This window comes from Pseudomonas sessilinigenes, assembly GCF_003850565.1.
Lineage (GTDB): Bacteria > Pseudomonadota > Gammaproteobacteria > Pseudomonadales > Pseudomonadaceae > Aquipseudomonas > Aquipseudomonas sessilinigenes.
In genome coordinates this window covers 261,722-285,345 of sequence record NZ_CP027706.1, presented here as the reverse complement: position 1 = coordinate 285,345, position 23,624 = coordinate 261,722, and the positions used below count along the sequence as shown (strand labels likewise).

Below are 23,624 nucleotides of genomic sequence, written 5' to 3'. Positions count from 1 at the left end.
GATGCCTGCGCAGGAGCGAGGCTTGCCGCGACAAGACCGTAACACCCCCAAAAACCTCGATGCACTGACTGGAACCCAAGACCATGAACACCAAGCTCCCGCGCCATCCGGTCAAAGCACTGGCCCTCGCCCTCGGGCTCTTCGCCAGCAGCGTCTTCGCCGCCGAACCGCCACTCAAGGTCGGCACCACCGCCGCCTTCGCCATTCCCCTGGAGGCCGCCGTCGCCGAAGCCGGCAAGCAAGGCCTGAAGGTGGAACTGGTGGAGTTCAGCGACTGGATCGCGCCCAACGTCAGCCTGGCCGCCGGCGACATCGACGTGAACTACTTCCAGCACATCCCGTTCCTGGAAAACGCCAAGGCCGCCGCCGGTTTCGACCTGGTGCCTTTCGCCCCGGGGATCATCAACAACGTCGGCCTGTACTCGAAGAAGTACAAAAGCTTCGACGAACTGCCCCAAGGCGCCAGCGTGGCCATCGCCAACGACCCGATCAACAGCGGTCGCGGCCTGCAGCTGCTGGCCAAGGCCGGGCTGATCAGCCTGAAGCCGGGGGTCGGCTACAAGGCCACCGAAGACGACATCATCGCCAACCCGAAAAAGATCAAGATCCTCCAGGTCGAGGCCGTGCAACTGGTGCGTGCCTACGACGACGCCGACCTGGTCCAGGGCTACCCGGCCTACATCCGCCTGGCCAAGACCTTCGATGCCGGCTCGGCGCTGCTGTTCGACGGCCTGGACCACAAGGAGTACGTGATCCAGTTCGTGATCCAGCCCAAGAGCAAAAACGATCCGCGGCTGATCAAGTTCGTCGATATCTACCAGCATTCGCCCGCCGTGCGCGCCGCCCTGGACCAGGCCCACGGCAAGCTCTACCAGGCCGGTTGGGAAGGTTGAGATGACAGTCGCCACGCATAAGCTTGCGCTCCCCGAACCCGAACCCCAGAGCGCCGAACGGACCGAGCTGCATCCGGACCTGAACCGCGCCCAGGTGCGCTTCATCGGCCTGGGCAAGACCTACCAGGGCCAGCAGGGTCCGGTCCAGGCCCTGCACGGCATCGACCTGGCGATCCAGCGCGGCGAGGTGTTCGGCATCATCGGCCGCAGCGGCGCCGGCAAGTCGTCGCTGATCCGCACCATCAACCGCCTGGAACGACCCAGCAGCGGCCGGGTGCTGATCGACCAGGTGGACATCGGCGAATTCGACGAAGACCGCCTGGTGGCCCTGCGCCGACGCATCGGCATGATCTTCCAGCACTTCAACCTGATGTCGGCCAAGACCGTGTGGCACAACGTCGAGCTGCCCCTGAAGGTGGCCGGGGTGCCCAAGGCCCAGCGCCAGCGCAAGGTCCGTGAACTGCTGGAACTGGTGGGCCTGAAGGACAAGCACCAGGCCTATCCGGCGCAGCTGTCCGGCGGCCAGAAGCAGCGGGTGGGGATCGCCCGCGCCCTGGTCCACGACCCCGAGATCCTGCTGTGCGACGAGGCCACCTCGGCCCTGGACCCGGAAACCACCCAGTCGATCCTCGGCCTGCTGCAAGAGATCAACCAGCGCCTGGGCCTGACCATCATCCTGATCACCCACGAGATGGCGGTGATCCGCGATATCTGCCACCGGGTGGTGGTCCTGGAGCGTGGGGGGATCGTCGAGCAGGGCCCGGTGTGGAAGGTCTTCGGCGACCCGCAGCACGAGGTCAGCAAGACCCTGCTGGCACCCTTGCAACATGAACTGCCCGAGGAGTTGCGCCAACGCCTGCGCAGCCATCCCAAGAGTGCCGCAGCGGCCGTGGTGCTGAGCCTGCGCTTTACCGGCGCGCAACGTGACGAGCCGGACCTGGCGGCGCTGTTCAACGCCCTGGGCGGACGCGTGCGGCTGCTGCAGGGCGGGGTCGAGCGCATCCAGGGCCATGCCCTGGGCCAGCTGCTGCTGGCGGTGCAGGGCTCGTCCCTGGGCGCCGAGGAACTGCGCCAGCGCGCCAGGCACTGGGCACAACAGGTGGAGGTGCTGGGTTATGTGGTTTGAACGTTTGCTCCAGGGTGCACTCGACACCCTGCTGATGGTCGGCGTGTCGTCGTTGATCGCCCTGCTGGCGGGGATTCCCCTGGCAGTGATCCTGGTCACCAGCGGTAAGGGCGGGATCTACCAGGCCCCGGCGCTGAACCGCGCCCTGGGGGCCTTCGTCAACCTGTTCCGCTCGATCCCGTTCCTGATCCTGATGGTGGCGCTGATCCCCTTCACCCGGCTGATCGTCGGCACCACCTATGGGGTGTGGGCGGCCGTGGTGCCGCTGACCATCGCCGCCACGCCGTTCTTCGCGCGCATCGCCGAAGTCAGCCTGCGGGAGGTCGACCACGGGCTGATCGAAGCGGCCCAGGCCATGGGCTGCCGACGCTGGCACATTGTCTGGCACGTGCTCTTGCCCGAGGCGCTGCCGGGCATAGTCGGCGGCTTCACCATCACCCTGGTGACCATGATCAACTCCTCGGCCATGGCCGGGGCCATCGGGGCCGGCGGGCTGGGGGACATCGCCTACCGCTACGGCTACCAGCGCTTCGACAGCCAGATCATGCTCACGGTGATCGTGTTGCTGGTGCTCCTGGTGGCGGCGATCCAGCTCGGCGGCGACCGCCTGGCCCGGCGCCTCAACAAGCGCTGAGCCGCTTCGCGCACCTGAAGGCCCTCTGGGCCTTGGCGCAGCCTCGCAGGCCCGGCAGCGGCTACAAGCGCGTACCCACAAGTCCCGCTTCGTGTCGCCGCTGCCGCAGGCAGCGCCCGCCAACCTTGCCTTTGCACCGGTGTATATTGAGCCGGTCCCCATCACGCCGTCCTGCCGCCATGAAACTTGCCCCCGACGATCTCGACACCATCACCGCCACCACCCTGGGCCACTACAACCAGGTGGCCGAAGGCTTTCGCGAAGGTACCCGCGACCACGACGTCAGCCAGAACATCGACGCCCTGCTGCGGCATATCCAGGGCACGGCGCCCTTCACCCTGCTGGACTTCGGCTGCGGCCCGGGGCGCGACCTGCGCACCTTCACCCGCCTGGGCCATGTGGCCGTCGGCCTGGACGGCAGCCAGGAGTTCGCCCGGATGGCCCGGCAAGACAGCGGCTGCGAAGTCTGGCAGCAAGACTTCCTCAAGCTCGACCTGCCAGCGGCACGCTTCGACGGGATCTTCGCCAACGCCGTGCTGTTCCACGTTCCCGGCCAGGAACTGCCCCGGGTACTCAAGCAACTGCATTGCACCTTGAAGCCCGGCGGGGTGCTGTTCAGCTCCAACCCCAGGGGCGACAACCAGGAAGGCTGGAACGGCGCCCGCTACGGCGCCTACCACGACCTGGCGGCCTGGCAGGCACTCCTGACGGATGCCGGATTTGTCGAACTGGAGCACTATTACCGCCCTGCCGGATTGCCCCGGGAGCAGCAACCGTGGCTGGCCAGCGTCTGGCGCAAAGCCTGAGGCCACAGCCTGCCGCCGGACGGCTCAGGGCTGGCGCGCGACCTGATACTCACGCACCTCGCCGTCCGCCAGCAGCGCCTTGATGCTCTGCCCCGGCAACCTCACGCCCTGCACTTCACGGGCTTGGGCATCGAAATTCGCCAGCAGCCGCGAACCGTCGGCAAAGGTGGTCTGCTGCACCTGGCGGTCCGCCGTCAGCCAGCGAAAATCCGTGAGGGCCTGGGTGCCCAGGCGCTGGTGCAAAGGCCGGAAAAATGCATCCTGGCGGACCATCGGCGGCAGGCGCTGACGCAGGGTGGCGGCACTCAGGTGATACAAGGGCGGCACGTTGTAGAGCAGCTGGGCCAATTCGTTCTCGACCCGCACATTGCTCAATTTGAGGCTGTCGAACAGCCAATGGTGGCTGGTCACCAGCGACCCGTGGAACACCGCCTGGTACAACGGCACACGTGTCGCCGGTGCGAAATACACCGTGCGGTAGGGCTCCTTGAGCGGCGCGCTCTTGAAGAACACCGCTGGCTGCTCCGGCGGGTACCAGTTGCCCAGGTAGTAGGGCGACTTCACCTCCTTGCTCATCTGCTCATCGCCCCAGCCCATGACTGGGGTCTGCATGCCATGGGCGAACAGCACGCCGCCGGCCGTCACCCCATTGCCGTCTTCGGAACCGCTGACCAGTTGCTGCTGCTCGGCAATCCAGCGCGAAGCATCGATATTGCCCTCGGCGTTCTGCGCCTGGGTCATCGGCCTCTCGGCGCGGTAGCTGTCGAACAGCATGCCGGTGGCGTAGGCATCGAGGAACCAACTGTTGAACCCGACCCGGGCCTGCACGGCCTTGACCCGGGCCTCCAGCAGTGGCCTGACGCAACGGGGGTCGGTGTAATGCCCGGACTGCTGGAAACCGCTTTTGAGCTGGCCGTTTTCCAGCACGATCGCGCACTCGCGGTTGGCCCGCGAGCCCAGGTGGGCGGTGCTCCAGTCGGGGTTTTCATTGCTGCGCAACGCGGTCTCGTAGGAGTCGTAGGGCGCCACCAGATACCCCGCGGCCACTCCGGCCCGCACCGCTTCGGGGTGCCAGAGCCCGCCCTCCCAACCTTCGCCGAGGCCTAGCCACAAACGGCTCAGCCCGGCCGCCTGCAAACGCTCCATGGTCGCCAGCGACAGGCTGCTGCCCCAACGCGCCGGGTCGGTGTTCAAGGCCTTGGCGAAGACCTTGGCCATCTGCGTGCGCAGCTCGCCGTAACCCTGGGCCAGGGCTTGCATGTCGGGCTCGTCAGCGCCCTGCCAGCCCAGGCGGGCCTGCTGGTTCAGCGCGCTGTTGAGGCTGCGCAGCAAGGTGGTGCGCTGATAGGCATCCAGGTTGGCCGCGGACGCCTTGAGGATCTTCGCGCTGTCCTTGTCCAGGCCGGCCCGCAGCTTCATCGCCAGCGGCTCGTTACCCTGCAAGTCCTGTAGCAACTGCGGCCAGTTGCGCACATCGGCGTCCCCCAGCAGATCGTTGCCCCACAGATAAACATGACTGGCCCCCAGCAACTTGCTGCCTTGCGGCGTGCGCGCCAGCTTGGCCTCCAGGGTCTCGTAGCGCCCGTTGTCGATCAGCCATTGACGATAGCGCTTGGCGCCCGCCAGCAGGTCGGCGTCCCCCAGGTACAAGGTCATGGTCAGCGGCGCATCGGGTTCCAGGCGGGTGAACTGATGCTGCCCCGTCAGCGCCATGGCCGGCCCTTCGGCGCTCAGGCTCAGGCGGTTGTTATAGGGTCGGGTCAGCAGCCAGCTCAGGGTGAAGGCGCCGTGATCCAGGGTCCACAGCGGCAGGCTCAGGTCCTGGGTACTGTTGACCTCGCCCTGGTCCAGTAGAAACCGTTGCCAGCGCAGGTCCCCCGTCGGTACGTAGTGCCCCTCGGCCAAAGGCCAGACCAGCCCCCTGCCCATGGCGCTGGCCGGCTGGCGCAGGAACGTCAGCGAGCCCGGCTCCCGGGCCTGGATGGAGAACACCAGGTCGCGCTGGCGCAGGGTCGCGCTAAGGCTCCAGGCGCCATCGTCCCATTGCCAACTCAGCTGCTGCGGCGTCTGTTGCAAGGCGCTGACCCGGTGGCTGTCCACACCCGCCGAGGCTTGCACGGCCGGATGACCGGCAGGGGTCACGCGAATCGCCAGGGTCGCCGGATCGATCTCGACCTGCCACAGCGAGTTTTCCAACAACGGCTGGGCCAGCGCCCAGGGCGACAGCAGCAGGGCGGCGGCGAGTAACAGGCCACGAAGAGGCCGGGCAACGCAGGACATGAGCAATCTCTTCTCCAATGAATGTCCAGAGTGTAAAGCCAAGCGCAGCCCGTCCGCCGGCATCCGGGAAAAGCCCTGTGCGCAACACGCGCAGGGCCCTGCCTCAACCGGCTTCTTTCTGCGGCTCGCGAATCTTGTACCAGGCCACGTACAGCGCCGGCAGGAACAGCAGGGTCAGCAAGGTGGCGACGATGATGCCGCCGATCATGGCGTAGGCCATCGGCCCCCAGAACACTTCCCGGGCGATGGGGATCATCCCCAGGCTGGCCGCCGCGGCGGTCAGCAGGATCGGCCGCCGCCGGTGGTGGGTGGCTTCCAGTACCGCATCCCAGGGGTCGTAGCCGGCCTGCTCGTACTCATCGATCTGGGTCACCAGGATCACCGAGTTGCGGATGATGATGCCGATCAGCGCCAGGATTCCGAGGATCGCCACGAAGCCCATGGGCGTCCCCGTCGGCACCAGGGCCAGGACCACGCCGATCAGCCCCAGGGGCGCGACGCTGGCCACCAGGAACATCTTCTGCACGCTGTGCAGCTGGATCATCAGGAAGGTCGCCATCAGGAACAGCATCAGCGGCACCACCTTGGCGATCGGCCCCTGGGCCTTGCCGCTCTCCTCCACGGTGCCGCCAGTGGCCACCGTGTAACCGGTTGGCAGGCCAGAGGCGAACCTGTCGATGGTCGGCTTGAGCTGCTTGACCAGGTCGGTGGGCTGGATCCCATCGCGCACCGCCGCCTTGATGGTGATGGTCGGCTTGCGATCGCGACGCCACACCAGGGGCTGCTCCAGTTCATAGCGCACGCTGGCAAAAGCCAGCACCGGGATCGAGGTGCCGCTGGGGGTGACGATCTGCAGGTTCTGCAAGGTATCCGGCGAACCGCGCTCGCTGTCGTCGGCGCGGCCGACCACCTTGATCAGGTAGATGTCGTCATGCACCTGGGTCACGGTGGAACCGCTGACGATGCTGTTCATCAGCTGCGCCACGTCTTCCGAAGACAGGCCCAGTTGCCGCGCCTTGTCCTGGGCGATGTCGATGCGCAGCACTTTGCCCGGCTCGTTCCAGTCGTAGATGATCTCGCCGACGTGGGAATTCTTGTCCAGCTCGGCCGCCAGGGCGATGGCGTGCTTGCGCACCTGGTCGATGTCCTTGCCGCTGACCCGGTACTGGATCGGCCGGCCCACCGGCGGCCCCATCTCCAGGGCCTGGACATAGCTGCCGATGCCGACGAAGTCCTGGCGCAGGCGCTTTTGCAGACGCTCGATCAAGGCCCCGCGCTGCTCCAGGCCCTTGCTGACGATCACCAGCTGGGCGTAGTAGGGGTTTTGCAATTGCTGGTCCAGCGGCAGGTAGAAACGGATCGCGCCTTCACCGATGTAGGTGCTCCAGCGCTCGATGTCCGGATCGTCCTTGAGGGTCGCCTCCAGGCGATCCACCGCCTTGCGGGTCTCGTTGATCGAGGCGTTCTGCGGCAGGTTCAGGTCCACCAGGATCTCCGGCCGGTCCGAGGACGGGAAGAACTGGTTCTGCACCAGGCCCATGCCGAACACCGAGGCGACGAACAACAGCACGGTGATGCCGATGGCCCACCAGCGGTTGCGCATGGCCCACAAGAGGCCATTGTTGAAAGCCCGGCCGATGCGGCCTGGCTCCTCGGAGTGGGGTTTGACGTCGGTGCTCAGGATATGCACGCCGACCACCGGGGCAAACAGCACCGCAACGACCCACGACACCAGCATCGCCACCGCGATCACCGCGAACAGGGTGAAGGTGTATTCCCCGGCGGAGCTGGCGTTCAGGCCGATGGGCACGAACCCGGCCACGGTCACCAGGGTCCCGGTGAGCATCGGGAAGGCCGTGGAGGTGTAGGCGAACGTCGCCGCCTGCTCCTTGCTCTCGCCCTTCTCCAGGCGCGTGACCATCATCTCCACGGTGATCATCGCGTCATCCACCAGCAGGCCCAGGGCGATGATCAAGGCCCCCAGGGACACCCGCTGCATGGTGATGCCGCTGTACTCCATGAACAGGAAGACCATGGCCAGCACCAGCGGGATCGAGCAGGCCACCACCAACCCGGCACGAAACCCCAGGCTGATGAAGCTCACCACCAGGACGATCACCACCGCCTCGAACAGTGCGCTGGTAAAGCCGCTCACCGCCTCTTCCACCACCTCGGCCTGGTCGGAGACCTTGTGCACGCCGACGCCCACCGGCAGGTCGGCGGTCAGTTGGTCCATGCGTGCATGCAGGGCCTTGCCGAAGTCCTGGATATTGCCGCCCTTCTTCATGGCGATGGCCAGGCCAATGGCCGGCTGGCCGTTGAAGCGGAACATCGGCGTCGCCGGGTCGACATAACCACGGCTGACCTCGGCGATATCCGCCAGGCGATAGAAGCGGTCGTTGAGCCGCAGGTTGACCGAGGCCAGGTCCTTTTCCGAGGCGAACTGCCCCGAGGTGCGCACCGAGATGCGCTCCGGCCCGGCCTCGATCACCCCGGAGGGGGTCACCGCATTCTGCGATTGCAGGCTTTGCAGCACCTGGCGCTGGTCGATCCCCAGGGCCGCCAGCTTGCGGGTGGAGAAGTTCAGGTAGATCACCTCGTCCTGCTCGCCGACCATCTCCACCTTGCCCAGGTTCGGCACCTCGCGGATCTGCGCCCGCACCTGCTCCACGTAGTCGCGCAGCTGGCGCATGCTCAGGCCATCGGCGGTGAAGGCGTAGATGGAACCGAACACATCGCCGAATTCATCGTTGAACCCGGGCCCCTGCAAACCCTGGGGAAAATCGCCACGGATGTCGTTGATCTTCTTGCGCACCTGGTACCAGATGTCGGGGATGTCCTTGCCGCTGGTGGTGTCGCGCAGGTAGACGAACACCGTCGACTCGCCGGGGCGGGTATAGCTCTTCACGTAGTCCAGGGAGTCGAGTTCCTCGAGCTTCTTCTCGATGCGGTCGGTGACCTGCTTGAGGGTTTCCTCCTGGGTCGCGCCGGGCCAGCGGGTCTGGATGACCATGGTCTTGATGGTGAAGGACGGGTCTTCCTCGCGCCCCAGGTTCATGTAGGAGAACACGCCCATCAACAGCGCCACGAACATCAGGTACCAGACGAAGGATTGATGCCTGATCGCCCACTCGGACAGGTTGAAGCTCCCTTTGCTGGCGGGCGTCATTGTGCATGGTCCTCATCGATTTTGACTTTCTGCCCCGGCTTGAGGCTGTTGACGCCAGCGCTGACGATCCGCTCGCCGGGCTGCACGCCCTGGCTGATCAGGACCGAATCGTCATCGCGGCTCAGTACCGTCACCTCACGGGGCGAGACGGTCAGGGCCTTGGGGTCGATGACCCAGATCCGGCTCTTGCCATCCACCTGTTGCAACGCACTCAACGGCAGCTCGGTGCGCGGCGCGATGGCCGAGCTCAAGGTCACGCTGATGGCGGTGCCCAGGCGAAATGCCTCGGGGGTGTCCTTGAGGGTCAGGCGGGCCCGGCGAGTGCGGGTCGCGCTCTGGGCCTGGGGTTCGATCTCGCGCACCGTGGCGCTGGTGCCGATGCTCGGGTCCAGTTGCGCCGCGACCTGGAACACCACGTCCGCCGGCAACTGGTCCACCAGGTTCGCCGGCAGGTCGATCACTGCTTCCTTGACCTCTGGCCGGGCCAGGGTCACCACCTGCTGGCCGGCGCTCACCACCTGCCCGGCCTCGGCCTTCCAGGCGGTGACCACGCCGCCGTGGTCGGTGTGCAACTCGCTGTAGCCGAGCTGGTCCCGGGCCTGCTGCACCGAGGCCTTGGCCTGGGCCAGGGAGGCGCCGGTGGTCTTCATGTCGGTCTGGGCCAGGTCCAGCTGGGCCTGGGCCCCGACCCCACGGTCGAACAGTTCCTGCTGGCGCCGGGCGTTGGCCTGGGCATTGATCCACTGCGCCTGGACCCGGGCCAGGTCGCCCTGGGCCGCACGCAACTGGTTCTGCTGGTCGGTGGGGTCCAGGGTCGCCAGCAAGTCCCCGGGGGCCACCTCGGCCCCGACGTCGACATTGCGCTTGGCGATGCGCCCGGGCACCCGGAAGCCCAGGTTGGTTTCGTAGCGCGCCTGGATATTGCCGGCAAAGCGTCCCAGGCTTTCCTCGGACTGCGCCGTCACCTGGATCCACAGCACCGGGCGCACCGGTTCCGGCGGCGCGTCGTGCTTGGAGCAAGCAGGCAGTAGCACAGCGGCGCACCACAACAAGGCCAGGCGCTTCATGGCTGCTGCTCCTGGCCGGTGGTCTTGCCGGCGATCTCCACTGGTACTCCCGGATACAGCAACTGCCCGCCGGCCACCACCACCTGCTCGCCGCCTTCGAGGCCTTCGCTGATGATCACCTTGCCGGTCAGGTAGCGCCCGACCTTGACCTTGTGCAACTGCGCCTTGCCGTCAGCGCCCACCAGCCATACCGCCGGATCGCGCAAATCCTTGGCCAGGGCCGACCAGGGCAGCACCACGCTGGCCTTGGCATTGGCGCGCGCGGTGGCGCTGACCACCGACCCCAACTCCATGCCCGCCGGCAACGAATCGAGCCTGACCTTGACCTGCACCGTGCCGCTCTGCGCCGAGACCACCGGGGTCACTTCGCGGACCTTGCCGGTGGTGGTCACCTTGGGGTTGTCCAACAGGGCGATGTGGATGGTTTCCTGGCCCGGTGGCTGCATCACCAAAGACTCATAGACGTTGAATACCGCATCGCGCTCGCCGTCCTGGGCCAGGCTGAAGATCGGCTGCGTCGCCTGCATCACCTGGCCGACCTCGGCCTGGCGGGCGGTGATCACCCCCGGGACCTCGGCCACCAGCGCGGTGTAGCCCAGTTGCTCGCGGGCGTTGGCCAACTGGGCCTGGGCCGCGCTCAAGGCGCTCTGGCTGCTGTGCAGGGCGGCCTGGGCCGAGTCGTATTCGCTCTGGCTGGTGTAGCCCTTGGGCAAGAGTTTCTGCTGGCGGACGAACGCGGCGCTGGTCTGCTTGACCCGCGCCTGCTCGGCGAACACCGCGGCATTGGCCGAGTCGACGTTGGTCTGCAGGTCCTTGGGATCGAGCCGGGCCAGCACCTGGCGGGCCGCGACCCGGTCGCCGACGTCCACCATGCGCTGGATGATCTTGCCGCCAACGCGAAACGACAGGTCGGTCTGGACCCGTGCCTGCACGTCGCCGGTGAGGGTCACCGACGCCGTGAACTCGCTGCTCTGCACTTGCTGGACCCGTACCCGCGGATGATTCTTTTCCGTGGGGTGCTCCGCCCCGCAACCAGCGAGCAAGGCCAACAGGCAAAGCCCCACTACCCACTTCGTATCGAGACCAGCCATGCAGGCTCCTTTTGCTTGATCGATGCGCCGTGACGTTTACGACTGTGAGCTTAGAACAGGGTTCAACCCTTGCACTGCAGGGCCTGGCATAGCGCACTTGAAGGCGTTGCGGGCCTTGGCGCAGCCTCGCTACGCTCGACAGCGGCTACAGGTTCGCCTCGTGTCGCCGCCGCAGGGATGGCGCGACAAGAGCCATGGGGATTGGGCACACTGCGCGGCACGCAAAGGAGATCCGGCATGCTCAAGACCCTGGCGGTGGCCAATTACCGCTCCATCAACAAACTGGTGATTCCCCTCGCTCGGCTGAACCTGATCACCGGCGCCAACGGCAGCGGCAAATCCAATCTGTACAAGGCACTACGCCTGCTGGCGGAAACCGCCCAGGGCGGGGTGGTCAACGCCCTGGCCGGCGAAGGCGGCCTGGACTCGACCTTCTGGGCCGGGCCGGAAACCATCAGCCGACGCATGAGCCGGGGCGACGTGGCAGTCCAGGGCGGCCCACGCAAGACGGTCAAGCGCCTGCAACTGGGCTTTGCCAGTGAAGATTTCGGCTACGCCATCGGCCTCGGACTACCCGACTCCAGTGGGCATTTCATGCTTCCCGGCCACAGCCTGCCGATTCCATCGCGCTTCACCCTCGACCCCAGCATCAAGCGCGAAAGTATCTGGGGCGGTGCGCTGTATCGGTCGGCCAGCGTGCTCGTGGATCGCCAGGGTCCGATGGTACGGGCTCGCGACGGGCGACAGTGGGAAGTACTGACGCAACACATCTCCAGCGGCGACAGTCTGTTCGACCAAGTGGGCAACCTGCGCTCATCGCCAGAAGTCTTGCACCTGCGCGAGCAGATCCGCGGCTGGCGCTTCTACGATCACTTACGCACCGACAGCCAGGCCCCCGCGCGCCGAGCGCAACTAGGTACCCGCACCCCGGTTCTGCACCATGACGGCCGGGACCTGGCGGCGGCCTTGCAAACCATCATCGAGGTCGGCGACCAACAAGCCTTGCACGACACCATCAGCGATGCTTTCCCGGGTTCCAGCCTGGAGATCGATGCTGTACCCGGAGGCTTGTTCGAGGTGCGTTTCCGCCAGGAAGGCTTGTTGCGCCCACTGTCGGCGGCGGAGCTGTCGGACGGCACCCTGCGCTACCTGCTGCTGGTGGCGGCCCTGCTGACCCCGAGACCGCCAACGCTGATGGTGCTCAACGAACCGGAAACCAGCCTGCACCCCGACCTGCTGCCGGCGCTGGCGCGCCTGATCATCCGTGCCTCGGAGCAGTGCCAGGTGTGGGTGGTGTCCCACGCCCGGCGCCTGATCGCGGCCCTGCAGGAAGACCCGGAGTGCAACTGCATCGTGCTGGAGAAGGAACTGGGCCAGACGGGCATCGTCGGCCAGCGCCTGCTCGACGAGCCCGCCTGGTACTGGCCCGATTGAGCAGCCCCAAAAGCATCACGGGCAAGCTCCGCTCCTAAGGTCTGCGTAGGAGCGAGGCTTGCCCGCGATGGCGTGCTCAAGAGCGCCTCAAGCGCCCGGGGCGGATCACCCCTGCCACTTGCCGCCTTCGACAATCACGCTGTCGGGGTTGGTGTCGTCGCTCAGTTCCTTGCGCACGTACTGGTCGTACAGCTTGAGCAGGTACTTCTGCTCGCCCAGCTTGGCCAGCTCGGCGTTGACCCAGTCACGCAGCTCGGTGTTGCCCTTCTTCACCGCCGGGGCGATCGGCGCCTGCTCGCCCAGGGTCTGGGGCAGTACGCGGTAACCCGGGTTCTGCTTGGACCAGCTGAACAGGATCAGGTTGTCCTGGGCGTAGGCATCGCCACGGCCATTGGCCAGGGCCTGCAGGGACTCGGTGTTCTTCTCGAACTTGAGCAGCTTCCAGTCCGGGTGGTTCTGGGTCAGCCAGATATCCGCGGTGGTGCCGGTGGTGACGATGGTGGTGCGGCTCGCCAGGTCATCCAGGCTCCTCACTGGACTGCCCTCGGGCACCAGGGCCTGGACCGCGACCTTGAGGTTGGGGTTGGTGAACTCCACCGCTTCCTTGCGCTCGGGGGTCACGGTCATGTTGGCCAGGATCAGGTCGACCTTGTCGCTTTGCAGGAACGGAATGCGGCTGGCCGGCTCCACGGCGACGAACTCCACCTTGTTCTCGTCGCCCAGCAGGTCCTTGGCGAACTGCCGGCCGATATCGGTATCGAAGCCCACGTAGCGCCCGGCCTCATCGACGAAACCGAACGGCGGCTTGTCGGTGAACACGCCGACGATCAGCTTGTCCCGGGCCTTGATCTTGTCCAGGTAGCTGGCCGCCGGCGCAGCGCTGGCGGCACTGGCCGCAGGCTTGGAGGCCTCGGAAGATTTCTCGCAGCCGGCCAGCAGGGCCAGGCCGAACAGCGGTAGCAACAGCAGTGAAGACTTGACGGTTTTCATAAGAGCTCCAGTTCCTTTCTAGGGGCTTTCTTGGGTAATGCTTCGACGAACGAGAACTTCTCCAGGAACTGCTGCGCGCGGACGGTCTGCGGGTTCGTGAAGAAAGCCTCGGGGGTGTTCTGCTCGAGGATGCGGCCAGCGTCCATGAACACGATGCGGTCGGCCACGGCCCGGGCGAAGGCCATTTCATGGGTGACGATCAGCAGTGTCATGCCGTCCCGGGCCAGGCCCTGGATCACCTGCAGCACTTCCTTGACCATCTCCGGGTCCAGCGCCGCGGTGACCTCGTCGAACAGCATCACCTGGGGGTTCATGCACAGCGAACGGACGATGGCGATGCGTTGCTGCTGGCCGCCGGACAGCTGCCGGGGAAACGCCTGGCGCTTGTCCGCCAGGCCGACCCGTTCCAGCAGTGCCTCGGCCTGGGCCTGGGCCTCGCGGCGCTGGCGCTTCTGCACCTTGAGCGGGCCGAGGAGGATGTTGTCCAGCACGTTCATGTGGGGAAACAGGTGATAGCTCTGGAACACCATGCCGATCTGCTGGCGTACCTGGCGCCAGTCGGTGGCCGGGTCCAGCAGCTCGCGGCCGGCAAAGCGCAGGTGACCGCCCTGGGCGCTTTCCAGGCCGTTGAGGCAGCGCAGCAGGGTGCTCTTGCCGCAGCCGCTGGGGCCGAGGATGACGATCACCTCGCCCGACGCCACGCTCAGGTCGATGTCGCGCAGCACCTGCTGCGAGCCGAAGAACTTGTTGAAACCCTGGAACTCGATCAATGCGCTCATGCTTGCGTCCAGCGCCGCTCCAGCACGCGGGAGGCGGCCGACAGCGGGTAGCAGATGAAAAAGAAAAACAGGAACAGGACGCCGTAGATCAGCACCGACTCGTAGGTACGCTCGATGATCTGCTGGCCGACCTTGATCACGTCCACCACGCCGATCAGCACCGCCAGGGAGCTGGTCTTGATGATCCGCGTGTAGACGTTGATGGTCGGCGGCGTCATGCGCTTGAGGGCCTGGGGCAGCAGCACGTGGCCATACAACTGCAACGTCGACAGGCCGATGGACAGCCCCGCCTCACGCTGGCCCCGGGGCAGCGAACGCAGCGCCCCGCGCACCACCTCGCCAACCTCACTGGCGCCCCACAGCGACAGCACCAGCACCGCACAGGTGAAGCTGGGAATGCTGATACCGAAGAAGATCGGGAAACCGAAGAACAGCAGGTACAGCCAGACCAGCACCGGGATCGCCCGGAACAGCTCCAGGTAGATGCGCAGCGGTACATCCAGCACTCGCCGCTGCAGGCTGCGCAGCACGCCATAGAGCACGCCGCCCAGGGTGCTGAAGACGATGCTCAGCAGCGAAATCGACAAGGTCTGCTCGGCGCCCCGGGCCAGTTGCGGCAGGGACACCAGCAGCAGCTCAAGACCCGAACTGGCCATGTTGCAGCCTCCTTTCCAGGTAGCTGAGCAACAGCGACAGCGGCAGGAACAGCAGCACGCAGATCAGCGTCAGTACCGCCAGCATCTCGTAGGTCTTGTAGTACAGGGCGATGTAGCTCTTGGTGGTGTAGAGGATCTCCGGCACCGCCACCGCCGAGACCACGGTGGTCTCCTTGAGCAGGAAGATGAAGTTGGCGAACAGCGACGGCAGGCTGAGGATGCCCGCCTGGGGCAGGATCACGTAGCGCAGCAGTTGCCAGCGCGACAGGCCGATGGAGCGCCCCGATTCCAGCTGGGCCAGCGGCACCGCTTCGACCCCGGCGCGCAGCACCTCGGTGAGATAGGCACCGCCGAGGAAGGTCATGGTGATGATCGCCGCGGTGAAGCCGGAGACCTTGATCCCCAGGGCCGGCAGGGCGAAGTAGACGAAGAACAGCTGGATCAGCAACGGCGTGTTGCGCGCCAGCTCCACGTACAGGCCGATCAGGCGGTGCACATAGGGCGTGCGGAACACCAGGAAGGTAGCGTTGATCAGCGCCACCAGCAGGGAGGTAGCGATGGCGATCAGGCCAACCTGCAGGGTCACCCCCACGGCCTTGAGGAACGCCGGCAGGGTGCTGAGGATGAAAGCGTAGTCGAGGGTCATTGAACGTCCTGGACGCCGCTGGGATACAGCGGCGGTGATGCAGTCCATGGGGCGATGGGTAATCGCCGGGGTGAGCGCGACTCTAAAGCTATAAAAAGCAGAATTTAAATACCGTTAAGGCATATTGATATCACCCAAAAACCTAACCCGCGGATTTGCCGGGCTGGCGTCGAGCGACTACCTTTTTTGCCTTGCCTGCCGGGTTCATGAGGGCCTAGGCATTTCCCAGGACGCGCAGCTTCACAAGGACGATGACCATGGCCGATGAAAAGACTCCGCAACCGCTCGATCCCCATGACTTGCTCAAATGGCTCATGGCCTTGCGCCGGGCCATGCAGCCGGCAGGCTGACGCTGGCCAAAGATTGCAGGCAATAAAAAACGCCGACGCTGGCCTAGCCGTCGGCGTTCGAACCTTGAAGGGGGTTGTCCGATGGACAAGCTAGCCCATCAGAAGGCCGGCAATACTGCGCCGCTGTATTTCTTCTCGATGAAAGCCTTCACTTCAGGGCTGGTCAGGGCCTTGGCCAGCTTCTGGATGGCCGGACTGTCCTTGTTGTCCGGACGGGCCACCAGGAAGTTCACGTAGGGCGAGTCGGCGCCTTCGATCACCAGCGCATCCTTGGCCGGGTTCAGGCCAGCTTCCAGGGCGTAGTTGGTGTTGATCATGTCCAGGTCAACCTGGTCCAGGACCCGTGGCAGCATGGCCGATTCCAGTTCCCTGAACTTGAAGTTGTGCGGGTTCTTGGCGATGTCCTTCGGAGTGGACACGGCGTTCTTCGGATCCTTGAGTTCGATCAGGCCGGCCTTGTGCAGCAGGATCAGCGCACGACCGCTGTTGCTGCCTTCGTTGGGGATGGCGATGCTGGCGCCGTCCTTCAGCTCGGCCAGGCTCTTGACCTTCTTCGAGTAGCCGCCGAAAGGCTCGACATGCACGCCGATCACGGTCTCCAGGTGGGTGCCCTTGCCTTCGTTGAAGTTCTTCAGGTACGGCAGGGTCTGGAAGTAGTTGGCGTCCAGGCGCTTCTGGTCCACTTGCACGTTGGGCTGCACGTAGTCGGTGAAGACCTTCACTTCCAGGTCCACGCCTTCCTTGGCCAGGGTCGGCTTGATCAGCTCGAGGATCTCGGCGTGCGGCACCGGGGTCGCGGCGACGACCAGCTTCTCGCCGGCCTGGGCGATACCGGCGCCCAGGGCTGCCGCCAGTGCGGTGAACAACAGAACTTTTTTCATGCGATGTCCTTAGGTGTCGGGGGACCGACGACGGCTTCAAACAGGGAGTGGATCGGGATACTGGTGAAGTGCCACTTTTGGCGTGGATCGGACAATACCGAGATTTTTTATTCCCGAACAATATCTTTTATTCAAGTTCATATTCCATTTTGTTCATACAGCCGGGAAGCCCCTGGCCAGAGCTCCCGCCTACCGCGGCGCCCGGTGAAGTGGTGTGGCCGCTGTCGAGCGCGGCAAGGCTGGGTCCAGGTAGGCTGGGCCTTCAGGTAGGCAATTGAGCGCACTTCTTGGCGGCCGCTACGCGCCCTTACGCAGCCTGTAGCCGCTGCCGAGCCTGCGAGGCTGCGCACGAGGACGCAGTCCTCGCGAAACGAACCCCTCCCAAAGCTCGTAGCGCCGGGATAGACAGGCGCTACGCACCCAGGCGCAGCCTGCTCCAGTGCCTACACCGCCAGCAGTTGCTTGAGGGCGGCGCGGTCCGCCTCGGTGCCGGACTCGAGAATCCCGCGTACCAGCAAGCGCACCTGCTCCAGGGGCGCGGCCTGGGATGGCAGGTTGAGGTGTTCCGGAAGGATTTCCCCACCATCGCTGACCAGCAGGGCGAAGTGAATGACGTTCTCCAGCTCGCGGGTATTGCCCGGCCAGCTGTGGCGCTCCAGGACCTGCTGCGCGGCTTCGCTGATCAGCGGCACCGGCAGGTCCAGGCGCTGGCTGTAGATCCCCAGGAAGTATTCGGCCAACGACTCGATGTCCCCCACCCGCTCACGCAGGGCCGGTAGCTCCAGCTGGCCCTCGCTCAGGTAGCGGTACAGGCGCTCGTGGAACTTGCCCGCCGCCACTGCCTGGGCCAGGTCGATGCTGGTGGCCGCCACCAGGCGCACATCCACCGGGCTTGGCTGCTGCGCGCCGACCCGGGTCACCTCGTGGTTCTCCAGGGCCGCCAGCAGCTTGGTCTGGATCGGCAGCGGCAGGTCGCCGATCTCGTCCAGGTACAGGGTCCCGCCATTGGCCGAGCCGAACCAGCCCGCCCGGCTGCTGGCCGAGCCGCTGAAGCTGCCCGCCGCATAACCGAATAGCTCGGCATCGGCGTAAGTCGGGCTGATGGCCCCGCAGTTGACCGAGACGAACAATCCACTGCGATCGCTGGCGCGGTGGATATGCCGGGCCAGCAGCTCCTTGCCGGTGCCGGTCTCGCCACGGATCAGTACCGAGGTCGAACGCGGCGCCAGTTGCTCCAGCTCCTCGCGCAGCTGGCGCGAACGCGGATCGACGAACACCAGCGCCTTGGCGCGGATGCTCAGGGGGCTTTTCTCGGCATCGGGAAAGGTCAGCAGCGGCTGGCCGAAGGGGGTATGCGAACTCATGGCGGACTCCCGCCCCAAGGCGCCTGGAGGCGGGGGCGTTTAAACGAAAAAAGAAAACTCAGGCACGACGCAGGGCGTGCTGTTCCATGCGGTTTTGCAGGCGATAGAGATAGGCGAAACCCTGTTCCCAGCGATGGTGGCCGGACTTGACGTTGATATGCCCGGCACCGGCCAGGATCCCGGCTTCGGCGCCCCAGTCCCGGGCCAGCTCCAGGGCTCGCGCCGCGCTGACCGCGCTGTCGTTGTCCGAGCTGACCACCTGGCTGGGGAACGGCAGCAGGCCCCGGGGGATCGGAGCAAAATTGCGCAGCGCCGGCACACAGGCCGGACGCTCCACATCCGCCGGCGCCACCAGCAGTGCGCCACGCACCTGGCGCAAGGCGGCCAACGGCGCCCGGGCCGCCCAATGGGCCACGGTGACGCAACCCAGGCTGTGGGCGATCAGGATCACCGGGGTGTCATCGGCGACAATGGCTTCGGCCAGCGCCGCTACCCAGTCTTCCCGGCGCGGCGTCAGCCAGTCGGCCTGCTCCACTCGCGCACTGTTGGGCAGGCTGCGCTGCCAGTGGCTTTGCCAATGATCTTCTGGCGATCCTTGCCAGCCCGGCACAATCAAGTAGCGAATGGATTCGTTGCGCATGGGGAACTCTCCTGCTGCGTGTCTGTTCCCGAACGAGTATAGGGAGGGGATTTATATTGGTTAAGGAATAAGAAGCTATTTATTAAGACTCATAAAGAATATGAAACCCACCCCGCTCCGCCTTGTGCAATCGCTGCCGCAGGCGTGCAGCGGCCGCCAGGCAGTCCGTTCGACCGCGCACTTGAAGTGCCCTGCGGGCCTCGCTGCGCTCGACAGCGGCTACAGGGCTACAACAAAAAAAAGGCCGCACCCTGCCAAGGAGACGGCCTGAAAAGTCGTGGCTTTGTTGCTCGGTATCAGCGGGCGGTGATCACCGACAGCTTGGTGATGCCCGCACGCTCGATGGACGCCATGGCCCGGGCCACCTCGCCGTAGTTGACGCCATCGTCGGCCTGCAGTTGGACGCGGACTTCCGGGTCCTTCTGCTTGGCCGCTTGCAGGTTGGTTTCCAGGAGATCCGGCTGGATCTCGTCCTTGTTGATGAACAGCTTGCCGGTGCCATCGATGCTCACCACCAGCGGGTCCTTCTGCTCCACCGGGGCCACGGCCTCGGTCTTGGGCAGGTTGATGGGAATGGCATTGGTCAAGAGCGGCGCGGTGACGATGAACACCACCAGCAGCACCAGCATCACGTCCACCAACGGGGTGACGTTGATCTCGCTCAGTACCTCGTCGCTATCCTGGGTCGAGAAGGCCATGTCAGGAGGCCTCCTTCACTTTGTGGCCGGAGCCCTGGGCCGCGACCTTGTGCGCAGCCGGATGGATCAGCACGCGGAACGAACTCTTCTGCGCCAGGCTGTAGAAGTCATGGGCGAAGTCATCGAGGTCGGCGGCGGTCAGCTTCAGGCGCCGCAGGAAGTAGTTGTAGACCAGCACCGCCGGCACCGCGACGGCGATCCCCACGCCCGTGGCCACCAGCGCCGCACCAATCGGGCCAGCCACGGTTTCCAGGCTCGCCGAGCCCGCGGCGCTGATGCCCTTGAGCGCTTCCATGATCCCCCACACGGTGCCGAACAGGCCGATGAAGGGCGAGGTGCTACCGATACTGGCGACCACCGCCAGGCCCGTCTCAAGGGAGCGGCGCTCACGCACGATCTGCTGGCGCAGGGCACGCTCGAGCCGGTCCTGGTGGTTGATCGCCTGGCTCAGGTCGGCGGCGTGGGGCGCATCGCCCACCTGGATCGCCGCATAACCGGCCTGGGCCACTCGGGCCGCCGCGCCGGGCTGGGTTTCGCTCAGGGGCGCGGCCGAGTCCAGGCTCGACGCCGCCCAGAACTGATTGTGGAACTTGCGATCCTGGGCCTTGAGGCGGGCGAACTGCACGCCCTTGACCAGGGCCAGGCCCCAGGTGGCGACGGAGAAGACCACCAGCAGCCAGATCACCGCGCTTTCGATCGATTCCAGTGGAGATGCCAGTAACGTCATGATGTGTTCCCTCTATAAGCGTGTGGATCGGGCCTTGTGGCTCAATGGATCTTGAAATCGATAGGTACGCTGACCCAGCCGTCCTGGGCCACGTCGCCCTGCTTGGCCGGGACGAAGCTCCAGCGCTTGACCGCGGCCAGGGCCGCATCGTCGAGTTGCTGGCGCCCACTGCTCTTCTGGATCTGGATCTCTCCCGGTTTGCCGCTGGCCAGCACATGTACCCGAAGCAACACCGTGCCTTCCCAGCCCCGGCGCTGGGCCAGGGACGGATACTCCGGTGCCGGATTCTTCAAGTACGCCGCATTGGCCGAAGCCGGCGTCACCGGAGCGGGGGCCGGTGGCGCAGGTGGAGCCGGGGCAGCGACCGGAGCAGCCGGCTGGGGCGCTGCCGGAGCCTGTTGCACCGGTTTAGGCGCAGGTTTGGGTTCAGGCTTGGGCACCGGTTTTGGCTTGGGTTTGGGCACCGGCTTGGGTGGCGGTGGCTTCACTGCCAGCTCATCCTCCACCGGCGGTGGTGGCTCCACTACCGGCTGGGCTGGCTGCGGAGGCGGTGGCTCGACCACCGGAGGCGCCGGATGCGAGAACTCGATGGTCATGGGCGGGATTTCCGGCGGTACCACCGGCAGTACCGGCGTCGACTTCTGGCTCAACCAGTAGATCACCGCGCCGTGCAATACCAGGGCCGCCGCACCCAGGAGGATCGCCTCGCGCCGGCGCAATACCCCCTTGGGCGTGCGCTGCAGGCGAGCCTGGCCCAACGGCGAGCGATGCGGCCGACCGAGGTCGACCAACTCGCCGCTGGGTGCCTGGCGCCATGGCACCTCCTGTGCACTGGCGACGGTCTGGACATTGCCCATTGATTCACTCCCTACGATCTTGTGCGGATAACCCGGCACCAGCGCTCTGACTCCCCCACGCAACGGTGCCGCAGACCAATGATCCGCGCCCCACTCTTATCTCTTAAAGTAATCTTTCAAGTTATATATAGATCGATATGGAATATTGAAAATCAGCGAAACGCTCCAGCCCTCGTGAATCAAGGGCTGTAGCCGTCACGCTGAAAACCCATGCTTTACCGGCATGAAAAATATTCCCTGAAGGCATCGAAAACACCCGCTCGACAGTACTCCCACAACTAACCAAGACACTTTCCCAGCAACTAACATCAGGACCATAAACCTCCAGGCACGACAAAGCCGTCGGAATATCACACTATTCAAAATCAAATAGCGGATATCCGACGGCTGCCGGACTTGCAACTAATTACTGCTTGAGAAATTCACCACTCAAGCCAACTACATCACCGCTGAAGTTGCTGCGGGCCCCGGATGCACGCAAGCGGGCATAGTTGTGGTCGGGAGAGAACAGCGCCCAGGCCTGGTAACCGTAGCCGTCGTTATAGCCGGAGACATTGATGATGGTCGGCTGCCCGGTGCTGTTCTGGAAGTGGTAATGACCGGCGACGCTGTACTTGACTCCGGCCTGGGTCAACTCACCGCTGAACGAACCGTTGGAATCGTTGCCGTCGGTCACGACCAGGCGGGCGTCAGCGTTGGAGTTTACATAGGTGCCATTGATGCTCGACATAGTGCTGGTTTCCTTATGCAATTAAAGGTTTCTTCCAATGAGGCAAGTTCAGATAGAACTCAAGAACCCAGCATGGTCGGCATTCATAAAGTTGTCCAAGCCAAACTATTGAATAAACTAATCAAATAGCTATAGAGCCCAGCACAGGACATATAAGCTATATCCATTTCAAGGCAACCTATAACTTTCCAGACGCCAGAACTTGCAACTTCTCCTGCAGTTCCTTACCTGCCCGGCTCAAGCCGCTGCCGGCATACAGGGCCAGGCGCACGCCCTGGATATCCGGCAGGCCGCTGTCGGCATCGAGGATGCGGTGCTGCTTGCCCAGCACCCGCACCGGCAACAGGCTGATCCCCAGGCCCGCGCCCACCGCCGAGCAGACACTGGCCAGGCTGGCGCTGGAATAGGCGATGCGCCAGGGCCAACCGCCCACTTCCAGGTGATGGAGCATTTCCTGGCGGTACAAGCCCCCCACCGGAAAAGCCACCAAGGGCAGCGGTTCGCGACCGAAGGCCGGCTGCCGGAGGCTGTCGGCCCAACACAGCGGCTCGGGCCAGGAGTCCAGGCAGTCCTCGCCATGGCCCATCTGCTTGACCAGCAACAGGTCGAACTCGCCACGCCGGTATTGGCGCAGCAACTCCGGCCCCAGGCCGCAAGTGACCTCCAGGCGCACCGCCGGGTAGTCGCGGCCAAACCGTGACAGCAACGGCATCAGGCGCTCGGCGGCATAGTCTTCCGGCACCCCCAGGCGCAGTACCTCTTCGCTGCGCTGGTTGATCAGCACGTCGCTGGCCTCTTCGTGCAGCGCCAGGATGCGCCGGGCATAGGCCAGCAGTCGCTCGCCCTCCACAGTCGCCACCACCCGGCGCTGGTCGCGGTCCAGCAACTGGCAACCCAGGCTCTCCTCCAGGCGCCGTACCTGCTGGCTCACGGTGGACTGGGTCAGGTGCAGGCGCTCGGCAGCGCGGGTGAAGTTCTGGCAGTCGGCGACCGCCACGAAACTGCGCAACAACACGGGATCGAACATTGCCAAACCATTCTGATAGCCACTGATTTGCATGATTATATTTAATTTCAGAATACCCATGGGGTTGCTCATACTCGCTGTTCATCAGCAGGAGCGGGAGGTTTCCATGACATTCAGCCTGTCCCTCAAACGCGGCCTGTTGGCCGCCAGTCTGTTCACGGCGGGGGTGGTAATGGCCAACGACAATGCGTTGCTCGATGCGGTACGCAACGGACAGTTGCAGCAGGTACGCGAGCTCGTCGCCCAGGGCGCGCCGCTCGACGACCGGGGCCTGGACGGCAGCAGCCCCTTGCTGTTGGCCACCCGCAGCAACCAGGTGGAGATCGCCCGGGTGCTGATCGAGGCTGGCGCCGACGTCAACCGCAAGAACCTGATGCAAGACAGCCCCTACCTGCTGGCCGGTGCCAGCGGCTACGACGAGATCCTCAAGCTGACCCTGGCCCATGGCGCCGACCTCAAGAGCACCAACCGCTACGGCGGCACGGCGCTGATCCCGGCCTGCGAGCGCGGCCACGAGACCACCGTGGAGTTGCTGATCGCCGCCGGGGTCGATCTGGACCACGTCAACCGCCTGGGTTGGACCTGCCTGCTGGAGGCGATCCTGCTCTCCGATGGCGGCCCGGCGCACCAGCGCATCGTCAGCCGGCTGATCGCCGCCGGTGCCGACCTGAACCTGCCGGACCGCGCCGGGACCAGCCCCCTGCGCCATGCCGAACAACGCGGCCAGGAGGCCACTGCCCAACTGCTGCGCGAGGCCGGGGCCTCCTGAATTCGCGTGG

General features: G+C 65.1%; 22 protein-coding genes. 6 read left to right on the top strand and 16 right to left on the bottom strand.

What is annotated here, in order from left to right:
• Positions 1-83 precede the first annotated feature (83 nt).
• From C4K39_RS01275 to C4K39_RS01260, 4 genes are all read left to right on the top strand, one after another.
• Positions 84-893, top strand: coding sequence for a MetQ/NlpA family ABC transporter substrate-binding protein (locus C4K39_RS01275; RefSeq protein ID WP_068580135.1), 810 nt, complete (start codon positions 84-86; stop codon positions 891-893).
• Between the two features lies 1 nt (position 894).
• The gene (locus C4K39_RS01270; RefSeq protein WP_124345483.1) at positions 895-2,019 is read left to right on the top strand and encodes a methionine ABC transporter ATP-binding protein; all 1,125 of its coding nucleotides are present in this window, start codon (positions 895-897) and stop codon (positions 2,017-2,019) included.
• Positions 2,009-2,653, top strand: coding sequence for a methionine ABC transporter permease (locus C4K39_RS01265; RefSeq protein WP_068580131.1), 645 nt, complete (start codon positions 2,009-2,011; stop codon positions 2,651-2,653). The genes C4K39_RS01270 and C4K39_RS01265 overlap by 11 nt, the downstream gene beginning before the upstream one ends.
• Positions 2,654-2,832: 179 nt before the next feature.
• A complete protein-coding gene (locus C4K39_RS01260) occupies positions 2,833-3,459 on the top strand; it encodes a class I SAM-dependent methyltransferase (protein WP_124345482.1) in 627 nt (208 codons plus the stop codon).
• Positions 3,460-3,483: 24 nt separating this feature from the next.
• Here C4K39_RS01260 and C4K39_RS01255 read toward each other — a convergent pair whose 3' ends face one another.
• The 4 genes from C4K39_RS01255 to C4K39_RS01240 all read right to left on the bottom strand — a co-directional run bounded on the left by C4K39_RS01255 (position 3,484) and on the right by C4K39_RS01240 (position 11,066).
• On the bottom strand, positions 3,484-5,739 hold the full coding sequence (locus C4K39_RS01255) for a glycoside hydrolase (RefSeq protein ID WP_124345481.1): 2,256 nt from the start codon (positions 5,737-5,739) through the stop codon (positions 3,484-3,486).
• A 103-nt stretch (positions 5,740-5,842) separates the two neighbouring features.
• Positions 5,843-8,908: an efflux RND transporter permease subunit gene (locus tag C4K39_RS01250; protein ID WP_124345480.1), complete on the bottom strand. Its 3,066-nt coding sequence runs from the start codon at positions 8,906-8,908 to the stop codon at positions 5,843-5,845.
• Positions 8,905-9,975 carry an efflux RND transporter periplasmic adaptor subunit gene (locus C4K39_RS01245; protein WP_124345479.1) on the bottom strand — a complete coding sequence of 357 codons (1,071 nt, stop codon included), beginning with the start codon at positions 9,973-9,975 and terminating at the stop codon, positions 8,905-8,907. Before C4K39_RS01245 ends, C4K39_RS01250 begins: the two co-directional genes overlap by 4 nt.
• Positions 9,972-11,066, bottom strand: a complete 1,095-nt coding sequence (locus C4K39_RS01240; RefSeq protein WP_124345478.1) for an efflux RND transporter periplasmic adaptor subunit — start codon at positions 11,064-11,066, stop codon at positions 9,972-9,974. The genes C4K39_RS01245 and C4K39_RS01240 overlap by 4 nt, the downstream gene beginning before the upstream one ends.
• 237 nt (positions 11,067-11,303) lie before the next feature.
• Here C4K39_RS01240 and C4K39_RS01235 point away from each other — a divergent pair, with 237 nt between their 5' ends.
• Positions 11,304-12,500, top strand: a complete 1,197-nt coding sequence (locus C4K39_RS01235; RefSeq protein ID WP_068580121.1) for an AAA family ATPase — start codon at positions 11,304-11,306, stop codon at positions 12,498-12,500.
• Positions 12,501-12,605: 105 nt separating this feature from the next.
• On the opposite strand, the gene C4K39_RS01230 is transcribed toward C4K39_RS01235, so the two are convergent.
• The 12 genes from C4K39_RS01230 to C4K39_RS01175 form a co-directional block, all read right to left on the bottom strand.
• Positions 12,606-13,490 (bottom strand): transporter substrate-binding domain-containing protein, encoded by an 885-nt coding sequence (locus C4K39_RS01230; RefSeq protein ID WP_124345477.1) that lies wholly within the window; start codon positions 13,488-13,490, stop codon positions 12,606-12,608.
• Entirely contained in the window at positions 13,487-14,269 is a 783-nt protein-coding gene (locus tag C4K39_RS01225; RefSeq protein WP_022644163.1) for an amino acid ABC transporter ATP-binding protein, read from the bottom strand. The genes C4K39_RS01230 and C4K39_RS01225 overlap by 4 nt, the downstream gene beginning before the upstream one ends.
• Positions 14,266-14,925: an amino acid ABC transporter permease gene (locus tag C4K39_RS01220; protein ID WP_058438797.1), complete on the bottom strand. Its 660-nt coding sequence runs from the start codon at positions 14,923-14,925 to the stop codon at positions 14,266-14,268. Before C4K39_RS01220 ends, C4K39_RS01225 begins: the two co-directional genes overlap by 4 nt.
• Positions 14,906-15,571, bottom strand: a complete 666-nt coding sequence (locus C4K39_RS01215) for an amino acid ABC transporter permease (RefSeq protein ID WP_068580113.1) — start codon at positions 15,569-15,571, stop codon at positions 14,906-14,908. The genes C4K39_RS01220 and C4K39_RS01215 overlap by 20 nt, the downstream gene beginning before the upstream one ends.
• Positions 15,572-16,019: 448 nt before the next feature.
• Positions 16,020-16,802 carry a MetQ/NlpA family ABC transporter substrate-binding protein gene (locus C4K39_RS01210; RefSeq protein WP_053132753.1) on the bottom strand — a complete coding sequence of 261 codons (783 nt, stop codon included), beginning with the start codon at positions 16,800-16,802 and terminating at the stop codon, positions 16,020-16,022.
• 443 nt (positions 16,803-17,245) lie between these two features.
• A complete protein-coding gene (locus tag C4K39_RS01205; RefSeq protein ID WP_068580111.1) occupies positions 17,246-18,166 on the bottom strand; it encodes a sigma 54-interacting transcriptional regulator in 921 nt (306 codons plus the stop codon).
• 58 nt (positions 18,167-18,224) lie between these two features.
• Entirely contained in the window at positions 18,225-18,806 is a 582-nt protein-coding gene (locus C4K39_RS01200; RefSeq protein ID WP_068580109.1) for an alpha/beta hydrolase, read from the bottom strand.
• A gap of 296 nt (positions 18,807-19,102) precedes the next feature.
• Positions 19,103-19,504, bottom strand: coding sequence for an ExbD/TolR family protein (locus C4K39_RS01195; RefSeq protein ID WP_053132759.1), 402 nt, complete (start codon positions 19,502-19,504; stop codon positions 19,103-19,105).
• Position 19,505: 1 nt separating this feature from the next.
• Positions 19,506-20,231, bottom strand: coding sequence for a MotA/TolQ/ExbB proton channel family protein (locus C4K39_RS01190; protein WP_068580107.1), 726 nt, complete (start codon positions 20,229-20,231; stop codon positions 19,506-19,508).
• Between the two features lie 41 nt (positions 20,232-20,272).
• Positions 20,273-21,088 (bottom strand): energy transducer TonB, encoded by an 816-nt coding sequence (locus tag C4K39_RS01185; protein ID WP_124345476.1) that lies wholly within the window; start codon positions 21,086-21,088, stop codon positions 20,273-20,275.
• Positions 21,089-21,494: 406 nt separating this feature from the next.
• Positions 21,495-21,818: a hypothetical protein gene (locus C4K39_RS01180; protein WP_068580103.1), complete on the bottom strand. Its 324-nt coding sequence runs from the start codon at positions 21,816-21,818 to the stop codon at positions 21,495-21,497.
• Between the two features lie 178 nt (positions 21,819-21,996).
• Positions 21,997-22,845 (bottom strand): LysR substrate-binding domain-containing protein, encoded by an 849-nt coding sequence (locus C4K39_RS01175; protein WP_124345475.1) that lies wholly within the window; start codon positions 22,843-22,845, stop codon positions 21,997-21,999.
• A gap of 106 nt (positions 22,846-22,951) precedes the next feature.
• Here C4K39_RS01175 and C4K39_RS01170 point away from each other — a divergent pair, with 106 nt between their 5' ends.
• Entirely contained in the window at positions 22,952-23,614 is a 663-nt protein-coding gene (locus C4K39_RS01170) for an ankyrin repeat domain-containing protein (RefSeq protein WP_124345474.1), read from the top strand.
• Positions 23,615-23,624: the final 10 nt, after the last annotated feature.

Coding starts and splice junctions, on each gene's coding strand:
- C4K39_RS01275 (WP_068580135.1), top strand. CDS start 84: ATGAACACCAAGCTCCCGCGCCATCCGGTCAAAGCACTGGCCCTCGCC.
- C4K39_RS01270 (WP_124345483.1), top strand. CDS start 895: ATGACAGTCGCCACGCATAAGCTTGCGCTCCCCGAACCCGAACCCCAG.
- C4K39_RS01265 (WP_068580131.1), top strand. CDS start 2,009: ATGTGGTTTGAACGTTTGCTCCAGGGTGCACTCGACACCCTGCTGATG.
- C4K39_RS01260 (WP_124345482.1), top strand. CDS start 2,833: ATGAAACTTGCCCCCGACGATCTCGACACCATCACCGCCACCACCCTG.
- C4K39_RS01255 (WP_124345481.1), bottom strand. CDS start 5,739: ATGTCCTGCGTTGCCCGGCCTCTTCGTGGCCTGTTACTCGCCGCCGCC.
- C4K39_RS01250 (WP_124345480.1), bottom strand. CDS start 8,908: ATGACGCCCGCCAGCAAAGGGAGCTTCAACCTGTCCGAGTGGGCGATC.
- C4K39_RS01245 (WP_124345479.1), bottom strand. CDS start 9,975: ATGAAGCGCCTGGCCTTGTTGTGGTGCGCCGCTGTGCTACTGCCTGCT.
- C4K39_RS01240 (WP_124345478.1), bottom strand. CDS start 11,066: ATGGCTGGTCTCGATACGAAGTGGGTAGTGGGGCTTTGCCTGTTGGCC.
- C4K39_RS01235 (WP_068580121.1), top strand. CDS start 11,304: ATGCTCAAGACCCTGGCGGTGGCCAATTACCGCTCCATCAACAAACTG.
- C4K39_RS01230 (WP_124345477.1), bottom strand. CDS start 13,490: ATGAAAACCGTCAAGTCTTCACTGCTGTTGCTACCGCTGTTCGGCCTG.
- C4K39_RS01225 (WP_022644163.1), bottom strand. CDS start 14,269: ATGAGCGCATTGATCGAGTTCCAGGGTTTCAACAAGTTCTTCGGCTCG.
- C4K39_RS01220 (WP_058438797.1), bottom strand. CDS start 14,925: ATGGCCAGTTCGGGTCTTGAGCTGCTGCTGGTGTCCCTGCCGCAACTG.
- C4K39_RS01215 (WP_068580113.1), bottom strand. CDS start 15,571: ATGACCCTCGACTACGCTTTCATCCTCAGCACCCTGCCGGCGTTCCTC.
- C4K39_RS01210 (WP_053132753.1), bottom strand. CDS start 16,802: ATGAAAAAAGTTCTGTTGTTCACCGCACTGGCGGCAGCCCTGGGCGCC.
- C4K39_RS01205 (WP_068580111.1), bottom strand. CDS start 18,166: ATGAGTTCGCATACCCCCTTCGGCCAGCCGCTGCTGACCTTTCCCGAT.
- C4K39_RS01200 (WP_068580109.1), bottom strand. CDS start 18,806: ATGCGCAACGAATCCATTCGCTACTTGATTGTGCCGGGCTGGCAAGGA.
- C4K39_RS01195 (WP_053132759.1), bottom strand. CDS start 19,504: ATGGCCTTCTCGACCCAGGATAGCGACGAGGTACTGAGCGAGATCAAC.
- C4K39_RS01190 (WP_068580107.1), bottom strand. CDS start 20,231: ATGACGTTACTGGCATCTCCACTGGAATCGATCGAAAGCGCGGTGATC.
- C4K39_RS01185 (WP_124345476.1), bottom strand. CDS start 21,088: ATGGGCAATGTCCAGACCGTCGCCAGTGCACAGGAGGTGCCATGGCGC.
- C4K39_RS01180 (WP_068580103.1), bottom strand. CDS start 21,818: ATGTCGAGCATCAATGGCACCTATGTAAACTCCAACGCTGACGCCCGC.
- C4K39_RS01175 (WP_124345475.1), bottom strand. CDS start 22,845: ATGTTCGATCCCGTGTTGTTGCGCAGTTTCGTGGCGGTCGCCGACTGC.
- C4K39_RS01170 (WP_124345474.1), top strand. CDS start 22,952: ATGACATTCAGCCTGTCCCTCAAACGCGGCCTGTTGGCCGCCAGTCTG.